We start from the raw sequence: 14,243 nt of genomic DNA, 5'->3' as shown, positions 1-14,243 counted from the left end.
TTTTCCACCGTTGCCATTAAGCATTGCGTCCACTGTCAGCGCGCTCGCCAGAGCAAGCAGCGCGTTAAAGTCAGGAGCCCGCCCGGCTGGGCGGGCTCCTCATTTAGGCAGTATCAGTTGTTTATTTTTTCATCCAGCCAGACGTCATTCGTAGGAGCGTGGAATCGGTAGCCGAACGGTAGCGCTAAAAACCTCACCAAGTCTGGTCGACTTACCGAGACATGCTGGGCATGAACCGTCTTCAGATTTTTTATATCCCCATCAAATCTGTCCGTGGTGAGCCACCACCCTGACATATGCTCGGGAGAGGGGTAGCGTACTCCTTCAGCAGGATCGCCTTCCTGGATGCCATCTGAGATCACAATCATCTGGTCGAACGTCGGTGCGGCGTAGTCCACGCCGGCCTTCTCACACACCGCATGCTGTTCGGCCCAGAGTCTCAGCGTGGTACTGATGCCTTGTACATAAACCCCAGTTATCGGTGACTGCTCAAAAAACACCAACTCTCGTTTGTCGTTCAGATGCATCTTCGTGACCCAACATCCATACTCCAAGGTTTCATCTGGAGCGACCCTATAACCCGCCTCAACATAGCGAACGACGAGGTCGATGAAGTCGATGGCACCTTCTTTCAGACCAGCGTCATCGACCATGACGCTGACCTCATAGTCAAACCGCTCCGCAAGTCCCTCGGTTTTCAATGTCAGACCCGAGCCTGCTTCGATACTGCTGATTTTCATTGATTACACTCGTAGCACCATGCACTTGCCCCCCCTGGATACAACTGCAGCCCAGACAGTGCGGGTAAAGTCGCTGCTCACCCCCAGCCGGGTTCAGCCCATGGCCGGTTGATAATCAGGTATGTAGTTGCCGCTTTTAGTGCCTGGATCAGTTTTGCGCAAGTATGACAGGCGTGTTAATTTTTCATTCAATTCTCAAAAGTTTTGTCATGTAGCTTTATCGCCTCTTCTAGAGAGGGCCGCCATTGGCAGCGAGATAAAGGACTCTCCTCCATAAAAAGCCCTATCGTATTTCTCAGGGCATTTAACTGATACTCATGCGCCAAAGGCAGACGGAAGAATTCAACATTTTGAACGCAATACTCGCCACTATTTAAATTTTCGAAGCAAAAATAAATAGCAAGAGTATGTGAATCCATGGCTTTCCATACTTCATGAGATCTTAACATTTCTCCTCCATTAATCTGTTGGGCCCCACTTACCGCTAGCAACCGATCGATTAGTATCTGCACGATTGCTTAAGCTGCGATACAGTATTCCCTCTACTACCAGCAATTACCACTTTATTCCTCTTGACGTTAATATTGCGTCCCGTACCGTTATCAACATAGTGACGCCCTCCTTCAACAATCCTATTAGATCAGTAATGGTGCTCGGCTCTGGCTCTGTTTATCCGGCCATGTAGGACTCCCGAGCGAGGCTACGCTGCCTTGCGCCATTGCCTACAACTGCGCCAGAATCCGCCGGCTTGTGCGCCTGGCTCGTGGCTTTTACTGTTTCCGGGTCGCTGATTTCAGCGATCGGGTTTGGTAGCCCGCGAGTTAACTAGGCGCAAGCGCCACCTCCTACAGATGCTTTCTCGGCGTCTGTTTCATGGTGGCCGTGCGCAGGGCGTCTTCGGGCGCGCCGGGTTCCTAGTGCTCCGGTCTACCAACCCGCGTACGGCCGCCACCCCATCGTTTGGTAGCGATAGTGTCGGCTCCTGAAACTAATACTAGGAGTTACACCATGTTCAAGATCACCCCCAATCCCCCCGCAGACGATTCGAAAAAACTCAACGAAGCCGCCGACCGCGCCCTCGCCTTTTACCTCGATCCCAAGCCTGAAAAACCCAATCCGCCACCGGGCCAGCTGTTCACGGTTGCAGAAGGCGCGGACATGGAATGCCTTCTGGCCAACCTCAGCGAAACCCTCGCTTCGGTCAACGTCATGGCAAGCGAGCAGGCCTTTGAACTGGACGGCTCGCGGCGCCATTTTGCGCTGGGCATCCAGCAAATGATCGAGTTGGCAGAACTGCTGGCGAACCGCGCCCTGGACATCGCCGTGCCGCGCTAAAAACCTTCACAACAATTTCAAGCCAAGTGACACCTGTGGCGAGGGAGCTTGCTCCCGCTGGGCTGCGCAGCAGCCCCAATGGCCGGCACCTCGGTGGGTCAGATGTTTTTGAGGGGGCTGGTTTGGGGGCTGCTTCGCAGCCAAGCGGGAGCAAGATCCCTCGCCACAACTGCGTTCACTTTAGTTTTTTGGGACGGCGGGATTACACCGGCTTGCTCTTGAGATTGCGCGCATACCACGGCCGTTGCGGCACGCGGCGGAACAGTTCGGAAAGCTTTTTGTCGTCACTGCCGAAGGTAATGCGCAGCGCCAATTTCATGGTTTCCGGGTCCATTTCCACCGAGCGTCCGGCCTGCAGCCCAGGGGTGGTGCTGCAACCGTGGGTGTCCGGCCCCAGCCAGGGGTCGGCGATTTCCACCCAGCGGCCGGGGGCGAACCATGGTACGCCGTTGACTTCAAGCCGGCTCACTTCGCCCGGGTGGAAACGCTCATGGGCACGGAACCAGTCTTCGAGGCGGTCGTCAATCCAGCCGTGGAAGGCCCAGAACACCGGGTTCACGTGGGAGGAAAACGGATCGCCGAGGAAGTCGTTTTCCGGCGCGTACCAGCGCTGGGCGAAGTCGTCCGGGTCGCGGGCGAACGGTACCGGGTAGCCGTTGGACGGGTCCCGTGGCACCGAGGCCCAGCGCATGTGCAGCCAGTCGTGCAGGCCCAGTTCCACTTCTGAGCCGAACTGGCCCAGGGTCAGTTTCGCCAGGTAGCGCGGGTCGCGGTAGCGCGATTCCCAGACCTGGAAATTGCTGTGGTAGGTCTCGGCGGTCTTGATGTCGCTGACCCATTGCGCGTATTGATCGTCGCCGTCAGCCAGCCAGGTCGGCGGCAAGGCCGTGCCGTCGTGGTTGTCGAAATAGCGGGCGAAGCCAAGGCGATCACGCTCCAGCTCCGGTTGTGGCAAGGGGAAGCGCGGCCATGATGGCAGTGGCTGGAACGAACGTGCGGTGCCGAGCATGTGCCGGTGCATGAAGAAGAAGTCGATGCCCGAGCCGTTGCGATCCTTGCGCGGGCCGCGGGCGTCGCGCTCCTGATCTCGTGGGCCGGGCTGCCAACCGATGCCGCGCAGGGCGTTACGCTTGTCTTCGTCCAGGGTGTGCCATTTGTCCCGCGAGGCATGCCAGAGCTGGTGGAACAGCCGATGTTCTGGCGACACCAGCCAGGCCAACAACGCCGGGCTCAGCGGTGTACGTTCGCGGGCTTCGGGGAATGGTTGCTTGTGGGCGATGAATTGATTGTCGAGTTCCAGCAGGCCCAGCGGACGATCCAACCGCAACACACGACCGCTGAGCGTCGCGGAGCCGGCATTGCCGAAGCCGGCCCAGACCTCGTCCAGGGTCATGGTGAATTCATAGTCCGGCGCGCCGCCCGGGGCCTGGGCGCCGATCAGTCGCCAGCTCAGTTGCTTGGGGTCGGTGCCGGCCAAATCGCCCAACACCCGATAACGCGGTTCGTCCCCGGCGCGTAGCCGCTCGGCGGTGTCGAGGTAACCCACCAGGCCACGGCCCTTGTGGCCGATATCGAGGAACACCTGGAGATCGTCCTGGGGCAAGCCATCGAGGCCAGCGTCGCGACCGGTGAAGCGGATCGTCCAGATGCCCCGCAACGTATCGGCCCGGCGCTGGCCCGCCACATCCGCCACATCGAACGAGGCTTCGCCGGGGGTGATGGTGGGGTCTGGTCGGGTCAGTTCGCGATGCCCGTAATACACCGCAGGCACGGCGGCACCGGTCAGCGCCAGGCCTGCCATGAACCATCGTCGAGAAATCGTCATTGCCTTACCTGTGTCCAGCCCTGGAACGGGCTTTATCCAAGCTAGAACGATGGGTGGGCCAACAAATTTATAGAGGCCCTCGAAGCCGCCTAAATTTCCCCACCGATCACTCGTTCTCCCCAGATAGCAAAGGCCCCCGCGCCTGTCCTTCCAAGGCGAACCTGACTGAGATCGGCAATGACAACACGACGTTCGAAAAAGGCTCTTTTCATCGGCCTGCCATTGGCCCTGGCGCTGGCCGTCGGTGGCGGTCTGGCAGCCTGGGACCACTGGTGGCGGGACAATCCCGGCTACCCGGTCAAGGTGATGAAAGAAGCCCGGGAACTGCACGAACGCCTGCTGTCCTTCGACAGCCACATCACCGTGCCGCTGGATTTCGGCACTGCTGGTAACGAAGCCGACAAGGACGGCAACGGTCAGTTCGACCTGGTCAAAGCCAACCGCGGGCAGCTGTCCGGCGCGGCCCTGACGGTGTTCGGCTGGCCCGAGCTGTGGAACGGTGACAACGCGCCGCACAAGCCTACTGCCGGTTTCGTCGAGGAAGCGCGCAACCAACAGGAAGTGCGCTACAAGATCATCACCGGCCTGGTCCGGGACTTTCCCAACCAGGTCGCCATTGCCTACACCCCGGATGATTTCCGCCGCCTGCACGGCGAAGGCAAGTTCGCGATTTTCATCAGCATGCTCAACGCCTATCCCCTGGGCCACGACCTGAGCCTGCTGGACCTGTGGACGGCGCGGGGCATGCGCATGTTCGGCTTCAGCTACATCGGCAATAACGACTGGGCCGACTCCTCGCGACCGCTGCCATTCTTCAACGACTCGCCCGATGCCCTCGGCGGCCTGTCGGACATCGGCAAGCAAGCGGTGTCGCGCCTGAACGACCTGGGCGTGATCATCGACGTGTCGCAGATGTCGACCCTGGCCCTGGAGCAAGTCGCGCAACTGAGCCGTACGCCGCTGGTGGCCTCTCACTCCGCGCCACGGGCGATGGTGGACATTCCGCGCAACCTCAGCGACAAGGAAATGCAACTGATCAAGGCCAGCGGCGGCGTGGTGCAGATCGTCGGCTTCTCCCAATACCTGCGCCCGCTGACACAAAAAACCCAGGACAAACTCAATGCCTTGCGCGAGCGTTTTGGTCTGCAACCGCTGCCCAACCTGGCAATGGCACTGATGCCCGGCGACCCGATCATCGCCGCCTGGCCGGAGCAGAAGTTTGGCGAATACGCCAGCCAGCTCTACGCCATCCTGGAAGAAGAACCCAAGGCCAGCCTCAAGGACCTGGGGGATGCCATCGACTACACCGTGCGCAAGATCGGCATTGACCACGTCGGCATCAGTTCGGACTTCAACGAGGGCGGCGGTGTAAGGGGCTGGGAGAACGTTGGCGACATCCGCAACGTCACCGCCGAACTGCTGACCCGCGGCTACTCCGAAGCCGACATCGCCAAACTGTGGGGCGGCAATTTCCTGCGGGTCTGGGATCAGGTCCAGAAAGCCGCACGCCCCGCCATCGCCTCGACCCAGAAGACCGTCCAGCCATGAATGAACGTCGCACCTTCCTGAAGCAGGCCGGGATCCTCGCCGCCGGCCTGCCCCTGGCCACCAGCCTGTCCGCCACGGCCAGTGCCGATCCTCTGCCGCCACTGCCCAAGAATAAATGGGCACAACTGCGCTCGCTGTTCGACCAGGACCCGGACTACCTGCACTTCTCCAATTTCCTGGTCACCACTCACCCACGCCCGGTGCGCGAGGCCATTGAAAAGCACCGCGCGGCCCTGGATAAAAACCCGGGGCTGTTGATGGACTGGGACCTGGGCGTCACCGAAGAGCGTGAGGAAAACGTGCGCATCTGGGCCGGCCGTTACCTGCAAGCCAGCCCGAAGCAGATCGCCCTCACCGGCAGCACCACCGAAGGCCTGTCGATCATCTATGGCGGCGTCCACGTGGCGGCCGACCAGGAAATCCTCACCACGGTCCACGAACACTACGCCACCCACACCATTCTCGACCTGCGCACCCAACGCAGCGGCACCCGGGTGCGCAAGATCAAGCTGTTCGACAACGCCCACGACGCCAGCCACGAACAAATCCTCGCAGCCATCGACCGCAACATCCGCCCCGAGACCCGGGTGCTGGGCATGACCTGGGTGCATTCGGGCAGCGGCGTGAAGCTGCCGATCGACAAGATCGGCGCCCTGGTGGACAAGCACAACCAGGGCCGCAGCGACGAGCAGCGGATCATTTATGTGGTGGATGGCGTGCACGGTTTCGGCGTCGAAGACCTCAGTTTCCCCAAGATGAATTGCGACTTTTTCATCGCCGGGACCCACAAGTGGATGTTCGGCCCGCGCGGCACGGGCCTGGTGTGCAGCCGCAGCGAAGAGCTCAAGTACGTCACGCCGATCATCCCGACCTTCTCCGAAGCCACGGCGTTTTCCACCACCATGACGCCGGGCGGCTACCACGCCTTCGAGCATCGCTGGGCGGCGGACGAAGCCTTCAAGCTGCACCTGCAACTGGGCAAGGCCGAGGTGCAGGCGCGCATTCACGCCCTCAACAGCTACCTGAAAAAACAGCTGGTGGCATTGCCGCAGATCGAGCTGGTCACGCCCCTGAGCCCGGACCTGTCAGCCGGTTTCACCTTCTTCCGGGTCAAGGGCCGCGACAGCGATGAGATCGCCGGCTACCTGATGAAGAACCGCGTGATCGCCGACGCCGTGCACCGCGATGCGGGGCCGGTGGTCCGTACCGCGCCGGGGTTGCTCAACAGCGAAGCCGAGATCGATCGCTTCATGGGCTTGCTGAGCAAGACACTCTGAACCTGACGTTATCGAGAGAAATGGATGAACAGTTTTTCGTTGAAGCTACTCCCGGCATTGACCCTCGCCGCCCTGCTGCCCTCCGGCGCCCAGGCCTCGCAACCAGAGCAGGTGTTCCGTGACTGCAAGGACTGCCCGGAAATGGTCGTGCTGCCCACCGGCACCTTTCAGATGGGCACCCCGGAAGACGAAGTGGGTCGCGAGCCCGACGAAGGTCCGATGCACCCGGTGACCTTCGCCAAACCGCTGGCGATCAGCCGCTTCCAGGTGCTCAAGGGCGAATGGTTCGCCTACCTGCGCGACACCGGCTACACGATGCCCGACGGCGATAAGCGCCCCGGTCGCGCCTGTAAGGCGGGCATTCCGGATTACCAGGGCAGCGACCCACGCAAGCAATACACCGACCGACACCCGGCGGTGTGCATGGACTTCGCCGAGGCCAATGCTTACGTGGCCTGGCTGTCGAAAAAAACCGGCAAACAGTACCGGCTGGTCAGCGAATCCCTGCGCGAGTACGCGGCACGCGGCGGCAGCACCGGCCCGTTCCCCTTCCCGTTCGACGCAGGCAAGGAATACAGCATCGCCCAACACGCCAACACCTACGGCGCGGCGGACGGCTACAACTTCACCGCACCGGCCGGCAGCTACGCGCCCAATGCCTTCGGCGTGTACGACATGCACGGCAACGTCTACGAGTGGACGGCCGATTGCTACAACGACAGCTACGTCGGCGCACCGAGCGACGGCAGCGCCTGGCTGACCGGCAAGTGCGAGTTCAAGCGCATCCGTGGCAACGACTGGGGCGAAGCGCCGGTGTTCTCCCGCTCGGGCAACCGCAACGCATTGGTGCCCAGCGATCGGGGGGACTGGATTGGTTTTCGGGTGGCGCGGGATATGTAATCAACTGCCCGCCTGAAGACCCGCTTTTGTGGCCAGAGATTGCTCCCGCTCGGTTGCGCAGCGACCGCAAAATCCTGGGGCCGCTTCGCAGCCCAGCGGGAGCAAGCTCCCTCGCCACAATAATGTGTGTCAGACGATTCCTCGTTGAATCCCCTGCCACAAAAGTGCGAGTTCAAGCGGATCCGTGGCAACGACTGGGGCGAAGCCCCGGTGTTCTCCCGCTCCGGCAACCGCAACGCATTGGTGCCCAGCGATCGCGGCGATTGGATTGGTTTTCGGGTGGCGCGGGATATGTAATCAACTGCCCGCCTGAAGATCCGCTTTTGTGGCGAGGGAGCTTGCTCCCGCTGGGCTGCGTAGCGGCCCCAAAAGCCCTCACGCGGTGAGCCAGACAAATAGCGGCAGCCGGTTTCAGGACTGCTGCGCAGTCCAGCGGGAGCAAGCTCCCTCGCCACAATAATGTGTGTCAGGCGACTCCTCGTTGAAGCCCTGGCCACAATAATGTGTGTCAGACGATTCCTCGTTAAATCCCCTCCCCCACCAATCGTTCTACAGGTGGGCGCGCCCCAACCGGTGTGCCGCCGTCCTCCAGCCCATGCGGTGAATGCCCGCGCTGGCCTTCGCCCTTTTCATCAAGCAGGGAAACCTCCATGAGCCAACCAACACGCGGGGTGATCAATGAAATGTTCAGCCTGCTCAAACCCTTCCGGCTGATTGTCGTAGGTTCCATCCTCTTGGGCATGCTGGGCGGCCTGAGCATCACCGCCCTGCTGGCGACCATCAACGACGCCCTGAACGCCGCCACAACGCCCACGCCCCGGCTGCTGGCGACGTTCGCCGGGCTTTGCGCGGCGGCGCTGCTGGCCTCGATTCTGTCGGACATCGGCACCAACCATGTCGGCCAGAACATCATCGCCGAGCTGCGTAAGTCCCTGGGCAAGAAAGTCCTGCTGGCGCCCATCGAACAGATCGAACGCTATCGCAGCCATCGGCTCATTCCGGTCTTGACCCACGACGTCAACACCGTCAGCGACTTCGCGTTTTCCTTCGCGCCGCTGGCCATCGCCTTCACGGTCACCCTCGGTTGCCTGGGTTACCTGGCCTACTTGTCACTGCCGATGTTTTTCCTGCTGCTGGTGGCGCTGGTGATCGGCACGGTCGTGCAATACCTGGCGCGTGCCCGTGGCATCCGCGGTTTCGAAGCGGCCCGTGAGGCCGAGGATGCGCTGCAGAAACACTACGGCGCCATCGCCGCCGGGGCCAAGGAACTGCGCATTCATCGCCCACGCCGCCAGCGCATGTTCAGCCAGCGCATCGAAGCGACCGCCGACTACATCTGCGCGACCAACATCCGCTCGGTCAACACGTTCGTGGTGGCCAAGACCTTCGGCTCGATGCTGTTTTTTGTGGTCATTGGCCTGGTCCTGGCCCTGCAATCTCTGTGGCTGGGCATCGACAAAACCGTGCTCAGCGGCTTCGTGCTGGTGCTGTTGTACATGAAGGGCCCGCTGGAATACCTGGTGATGACCTTGCCGGTGATCAGCCGGGCGAACATCGCCTTCAAGCGCATCGCCGAACTGGCCGAGCAATTCTCCTCACCCGAACCGCACCTGTTGCTCAACGACAAACACCTGCGCAAGCCCACGATCCAACAGCTGGAACTGCGTGATGTGCACTACGCCTTCCCAGTGGTCGAAGGCAGCCAACCCTTCGCCCTGGGACCGGTCAACCTGTCCATCGCCCAAGGTGACATCGTGTTCATCGTCGGCGAAAACGGTGGAGGCAAGACCACACTGATCAAACTGCTGCTGGGCCTCTATTTCCCCCAGGGCGGCGAAATTCTTCTCGACGGCGCGCCGGTAGGGGCCGCTCAACGGGACGATTATCGCCAGTTGTTCACCACGATTTTTGCCGACTACTACCTGTTCGATGAGCTGGTCCAGGGCGATCAACAGGTGCCCAAGGACGCCAACCGCTACCTGGAGCGCCTGGAAATCGCCCACAAGGTCAGCATCCGCGACGGTGCCTTCAGCACCACCGACCTCTCCACCGGCCAGCGCAAACGGCTGGCGTTGCTCAACGCCTGGCTCGAGGAGCGCCCAGTGCTGGTGTTCGATGAATGGGCCGCCGACCAGGATCCGCTGTTCCGCCGCGTGTTCTATACCGAACTGCTGCCGGAACTGAAGGCGCTGGGCAAAACCATCATCGTCATTTCCCACGACGACCGCTATTTCGACATCGCCGATCAACTGGTCCGGATGCAGGCCGGTCAGGTGGTCAGTGAAAAAGCTCCGGCGGCGTTTGCCTGAACCCGCCCGACGCAATGCTGTTTACCGCGAGAACACCATGAACGAACTGCTAGATGATGATCTGCTGACGCTGCTGCTGGAGGATGTCGCTCGCGACGTGCAAACCCGGTCCGGCAGCCGGCTGGACCGCGCGCCCTTATCCTTCGCCCAGCAACGCCTGTGGCTGGAACACCAGCGTGACCCGACCCGTTCGGCCTACAACCTGCCACGGGCCCTGCGCCTGAGCGGTGAGCTCGATGCCGAGGCCCTGGAACAGGCCCTGAATCGCGTCATCGACCGACACGACATCCTGCGTACCGCGTTCAATGACATCGACGGCGCGCCGGTCCAGGTCGTCGAGCGCGACGCCTGCCTCGTCCTGCACCGGGAAGACCTCGGCGCCCTCGCCCCACCAGAGCGGGCCACGGCACTCTCACAGCGCATCAAGCTGCACGCCGGGCAACCGTTCGACCTCAGCCGCGCGCCGCTGATGCGGGCCACGCTCCTGAGGCTGGACAGCGACGAACATGTGCTGTTGCTCAACATGCATCACATCGTCTCCGATGCCTGGTCCAACACGATCCTCATGCAGGACATGACCCAGGCCTATGCCCGGGCCTTGATGGGCGATCCGACGCCGCTGCCGTCGTTACCCATGCAATACGCCGACTACGCGACCCGCCAGCGAGGCGAGTACTTGCAAAGCATGGCCTGCCAGCACAGTGGCGAATACTGGAGTCGCTACCTGGGCCATGACCTGCCCACGTTGGAGCTGCCCCAGGATTTCCCCCGCGCCACGGGCCAGCAACATATGGCCGGACGCGTACATCTGTCACTTGCCCCCGCAATGGCCCGGGCCCTGGACACGTTCTGCCAACGCCAGGGGCTGACGCCTTTCGTGGTGGCGCTGGGGGCCTGGCAAATGTTGCTGGGCCGGTACAGCAACCAGGACGATTTCACCGTCGGCGTCCCCAACGCCAACCGCAACAGCCATGAAAGCCAAGACCTGGTAGGTTTTTTCGTCAGCAGCCAGGTGTATCGCACGCGAATCGACTCGAGCCGCAGCGGGCAGGATTATCTTCGGGACCTGCGCGCCCAGGCCCTCGCCGCGCTGGAACATGCCGACTACCCGTTGGAGCTGATCCTCGATCAACTGCAACGCCCCGGCGCACAGGGCTTGTTCCAGGTCTTGTTCAACTGGCGCACCGGCTCACCGGCCCTGCCGATCTCACCCAGAGGCGAACTGGCCCTGGAATTTCTCGACACAGGCGACAGCCAGGCCAAGTTCGACCTGTCGCTGGATGTCGACTATTCACAACAGCAGATAGTGGCGACCTTCGAATACAGCCGTGATCTCTATCGCACTGACACCATCGAGCGCATGGCCGAGCACTGGCAGAACCTGTTGTGGGCCTTGATCGAGACACCTGAACGCGCACTCGGCGAACTGCACCTGCTCGGCGCAGATGAACACCAGCAAACCCTGCACGACTGGAACCGTCAGCCGACCCAACTGCCCCGTGAGCGTTGCCTGCACCAGGTGATCGAAAGCCATGCCGCCACCACGGGCGACGCCATCGCCCTGACCTTTGAAGGGCAGCACATGAGCTATGCCGAGCTCAACCGACAAGCCAACTCATTGGCCCATCGGCTGATCGAGCAAGGCGTCGGGCCTGACGTGCTGGTCGGCATCGCCGCCGAGCGGTCGCCGCAGATGCTCATCGGCCTGCTGGCGACTCTCAAGGCCGGTGGCGCCTACGTGCCACTGGACCCGGCCTACCCGGCTGACCGCCTGGCGTACATGATCGAGGACAGTGGCGTGACGCAGATCCTGACCCAGACTCATCTGCGTGAGTCGCTGGCGCTGCCCGCTGGCATAGGCTGCCTGTTGCTGGATTCGGTCGACGCCGATAGCGCCTATCCCGAGCACAATCCGGATGTGCCGATACACCCGGATAACCTGGCGTACGTGATCTACACCTCAGGCTCGACCGGCAAGCCCAAGGGCGCACTGCTGGCGCATCACAACGTCAGCCGACTGTTCCAGGCCACGGAGCACTGGTTCAGCTTCGATCACCAGGACGTCTGGTGCCTGTTTCATTCCTATGCCTTCGACTTTTCCGTGTGGGAGATTTTCGGCGCGTTGCTGCACGGCGGCCGACTGGTCATCGTGCCCCACGCCGTGAGCCGTTCGCCGCAGGAATTCTACGCCCTGCTGTGCCAGGAAAACGTTACGGTACTCAACCAGACACCTTCGGCGTTCAAGTCGTTGTTGCAGGTCGCCTGCGAAGCTCACCAGCCGCTTGGTCACCGGTTGCGCCAAGTCATTTTTGGCGGCGAAGCGATTGACGTGCAGAGCCTGCGCCCCTGGTTCGAACGTTTCGGCGACCAATCGCCGCAATTGATCAATATGTATGGCATCACGGAAACCACGGTCCATGTCACCTGGCGACCGCTGTCGATCGACGACTTGCACAGCGAGACCGCGAGCCCGATCGGCCAGCCTATCGTCGACCTGTCCTGGTACTTGCTCGACGCGCACCTGAACCCGGTTCCCAAGGGGTGCATCGGTGAGCTGTATGTCGGCCGGGCCGGCCTGGCTCGTGGCTACCACCAGCGCGCCGACCTGACCGCCAGCCGGTTTATCCCCGACCCGTTCGATCCGCTGCCGGGTAGCCGCCTGTATCGCACCGGCGACCTGGCGCGCTACCGCACCGACGGCAGCATCGAGTACATCGGGCGCCTGGATCATCAGGTCAAGATCCGCGGATTCCGCATTGAATTGGGCGAAATCCAGGCACGTTTGCAAACGCTGCCGGAGGTCCAGGATTGTGTGGTGCTGACCCATGACGGCCCGACCGGCCTGCAACTGGTCGCCTACGTGATTGCCACGCAACCGCCCAGCGCCGAGTTACGCGAAGGTTTGTTGAGCGCGCTCAAAGCGCAGCTGCCGGACTACATGGTGCCCAGCCACCTGCTGTTCATCGACCGGTTCCCTCTCAACGCCAACGGCAAACTCGACCGCAAGGTCTTGCCGGAGCCTGACGCCAGCCTCCGGCATTCGAACTACGTAGCGCCCCGCACTCAGTTGGAAGAGGCCCTGGCGCAGCTCTGGCAACAGTCCCTCAAGGTTGAGCGCGTGGGTGTCAACGACAGCTTCTTTGAACTGGGCGGGCATTCGATCCTGGCCATCGAGCTGATCGCCAACCTCAAGGCCCGCCTGAATATCACGGTGCGGCTGCAAGAGCTGCTGGCCCACCCGAGCATCGCCGAGTTGGCCCTGTTCATTTCGCAAAAACATCGGGAGCAGACCCCATGCCTTGTGGAATTGAACAACGCCCCCGCCAGCGCACCGCAGTTATTTTGCCTGCATCCCAGTGGGGGCATCGTCTTCTGCTATCAGCCACTGGCGCGCAAACTCCAACACCGGGCGCGCACCTTTGGCATCATGCACCGTGGCTTCAGCGAGCCCCATGCGAGCCCTGAAGCCTGGCGCGAGATGATCGCCGATTACAGCCAGGAAATCGTCAACGCCCAGCCCCAGGGCCCGTATTACCTGATGGGCTGGTCCTTGGGCGGGACCATCGCCCTGGACATTGCGGCGACGCTGGAAAGCCAGGGCCATACGGTGAGTTTCCTTGGCCTGGTGGACAGCACGATTCCGGAACACCTGTACCCGGCAACCCTATCGCGTCATCGGCATTTGCCAGGCGATGGGCAAACCGACCCGGCCTCCCAGGATCTGCTTGGGGCCATCGAATACTTCGACCTGCTGTTTCCAACCCTCACCGACCGCACGGCGGCTTACCGGCAAGAGCACCCCGACAGCTCGGTTCAGGCATTCCACGAATGGGCCGCCAGCCAGATCGAGCCGGGGCGAGGCGACTTGTTGTCAATCGTGCAGAGCGTCAAGGATGAAGTCATGAACGCCCAGGCGTTCTCGGTGCATGATCGGTTGCTGGAAGCGTTTGACGCATTCACCTTCAAACCGGTACGGGTACGCCCTAGCTGCTGGTGGACCCAGGCGGAAAAAACGCCGGAAGAACTGGCCTTCTGCGAGAGTTTGATCAAGGGTTATAGCCTAACTGGGGAGCTGCATTGCTCGGTGTATTCCCCGCTGCGCCATCGCAGCATGATCTTTGATGAGACGTTGCTCGATTCGCTGATCGAGGCTTTTCTGAGCAGCACGACACACGATAAGTAGGGTCAAGCGCGATCATTGTGGCGAGGGAGCTTGCTCCCGCTGGGCTGCGCAGCAGCCCTTTTTTGTGAGCGCTTCGCACTCAAGCGGGAGCAAGCTCCCTCGCCACAGGTTTTGCATTCCCCTGAA

At 61.5% G+C, this 14,243-nt stretch carries 9 protein-coding genes and 1 pseudogene; 7 read left to right on the top strand and 3 right to left on the bottom strand.

The window, feature by feature from the left end:
• Nucleotides 1-113: 113 nt before the first annotated feature.
• Complete coding sequence (locus TK06_RS00070) at nucleotides 114-740, bottom strand: immunity protein Imm33 domain-containing protein (RefSeq protein ID WP_063320273.1); 627 nt, start codon at nucleotides 738-740, stop codon at nucleotides 114-116.
• Between the two features lie 188 nt (nucleotides 741-928).
• Nucleotides 929-1,189, bottom strand: a complete 261-nt coding sequence (locus TK06_RS32340; RefSeq protein ID WP_139211689.1) for a hypothetical protein — start codon at nucleotides 1,187-1,189, stop codon at nucleotides 929-931.
• 559 nt (nucleotides 1,190-1,748) lie between these two features.
• Between TK06_RS32340 and TK06_RS00065 the strand changes: the two genes are divergently transcribed.
• Nucleotides 1,749-2,075: a DUF6124 family protein gene (locus TK06_RS00065; protein WP_063320272.1), complete on the top strand. Its 327-nt coding sequence runs from the start codon at nucleotides 1,749-1,751 to the stop codon at nucleotides 2,073-2,075.
• A gap of 202 nt (nucleotides 2,076-2,277) precedes the next feature.
• On the opposite strand, the gene TK06_RS00060 is transcribed toward TK06_RS00065, so the two are convergent.
• Nucleotides 2,278-3,900 carry a PvdJ/PvdD/PvdP-like protein gene (locus tag TK06_RS00060; protein ID WP_153044813.1) on the bottom strand — a complete coding sequence of 541 codons (1,623 nt, stop codon included), beginning with the start codon at nucleotides 3,898-3,900 and terminating at the stop codon, nucleotides 2,278-2,280.
• A 177-nt stretch (nucleotides 3,901-4,077) separates the two neighbouring features.
• Between TK06_RS00060 and pvdM the strand changes: the two genes are divergently transcribed.
• From pvdM to TK06_RS00035, 6 genes and pseudogenes are all read left to right on the top strand, one after another.
• Nucleotides 4,078-5,448, top strand: coding sequence for a pyoverdine-tailoring dipeptidase-like protein PvdM (gene pvdM, locus TK06_RS00055; protein ID WP_063320270.1), 1,371 nt, complete (start codon nucleotides 4,078-4,080; stop codon nucleotides 5,446-5,448).
• Complete coding sequence (locus tag TK06_RS00050; protein ID WP_063320269.1) at nucleotides 5,445-6,725, top strand: aminotransferase class V-fold PLP-dependent enzyme; 1,281 nt, start codon at nucleotides 5,445-5,447, stop codon at nucleotides 6,723-6,725. Before pvdM ends, TK06_RS00050 begins: the two co-directional genes overlap by 4 nt.
• A gap of 24 nt (nucleotides 6,726-6,749) precedes the next feature.
• Nucleotides 6,750-7,625 (top strand): formylglycine-generating enzyme family protein, encoded by an 876-nt coding sequence (locus TK06_RS00045; protein ID WP_063320268.1) that lies wholly within the window; start codon nucleotides 6,750-6,752, stop codon nucleotides 7,623-7,625.
• A gap of 165 nt (nucleotides 7,626-7,790) precedes the next feature.
• Nucleotides 7,791-7,922: pseudogene (locus TK06_RS31380) on the top strand (formylglycine-generating enzyme family protein); the annotation flags it as partial.
• A 353-nt stretch (nucleotides 7,923-8,275) separates the two neighbouring features.
• Nucleotides 8,276-9,934: a cyclic peptide export ABC transporter gene (locus TK06_RS00040; protein ID WP_063320267.1), complete on the top strand. Its 1,659-nt coding sequence runs from the start codon at nucleotides 8,276-8,278 to the stop codon at nucleotides 9,932-9,934.
• 37 nt (nucleotides 9,935-9,971) lie between these two features.
• Complete coding sequence (locus TK06_RS00035; RefSeq protein WP_063320266.1) at nucleotides 9,972-14,117, top strand: non-ribosomal peptide synthetase; 4,146 nt, start codon at nucleotides 9,972-9,974, stop codon at nucleotides 14,115-14,117.
• Nucleotides 14,118-14,243 lie beyond the last annotated feature (126 nt).

It is taken from the genome of Pseudomonas fluorescens (assembly GCF_001623525.1).
Taxonomy (GTDB): Bacteria; Pseudomonadota; Gammaproteobacteria; order Pseudomonadales; family Pseudomonadaceae; genus Aquipseudomonas; species Aquipseudomonas fluorescens_Q.
This window is presented reverse-complemented; position numbering and strand designations above follow the sequence as displayed.

Excerpts from the sequence above, each read along its gene's own strand:
- TK06_RS00070 (WP_063320273.1), bottom strand. The coding sequence starts at position 740 with ATGAAAATCAGCAGTATCGAAGCAGGCTCGGGTCTGACATTGAAAACC.
- TK06_RS32340 (WP_139211689.1), bottom strand. The coding sequence starts at position 1,189 with ATGTTAAGATCTCATGAAGTATGGAAAGCCATGGATTCACATACTCTT.
- TK06_RS00065 (WP_063320272.1), top strand. The coding sequence starts at position 1,749 with ATGTTCAAGATCACCCCCAATCCCCCCGCAGACGATTCGAAAAAACTC.
- TK06_RS00060 (WP_153044813.1), bottom strand. The coding sequence starts at position 3,900 with ATGACGATTTCTCGACGATGGTTCATGGCAGGCCTGGCGCTGACCGGT.
- pvdM (WP_063320270.1), top strand. The coding sequence starts at position 4,078 with ATGACAACACGACGTTCGAAAAAGGCTCTTTTCATCGGCCTGCCATTG.
- TK06_RS00050 (WP_063320269.1), top strand. The coding sequence starts at position 5,445 with ATGAATGAACGTCGCACCTTCCTGAAGCAGGCCGGGATCCTCGCCGCC.
- TK06_RS00045 (WP_063320268.1), top strand. The coding sequence starts at position 6,750 with ATGAACAGTTTTTCGTTGAAGCTACTCCCGGCATTGACCCTCGCCGCC.
- TK06_RS00040 (WP_063320267.1), top strand. The coding sequence starts at position 8,276 with ATGAGCCAACCAACACGCGGGGTGATCAATGAAATGTTCAGCCTGCTC.
- TK06_RS00035 (WP_063320266.1), top strand. The coding sequence starts at position 9,972 with ATGAACGAACTGCTAGATGATGATCTGCTGACGCTGCTGCTGGAGGAT.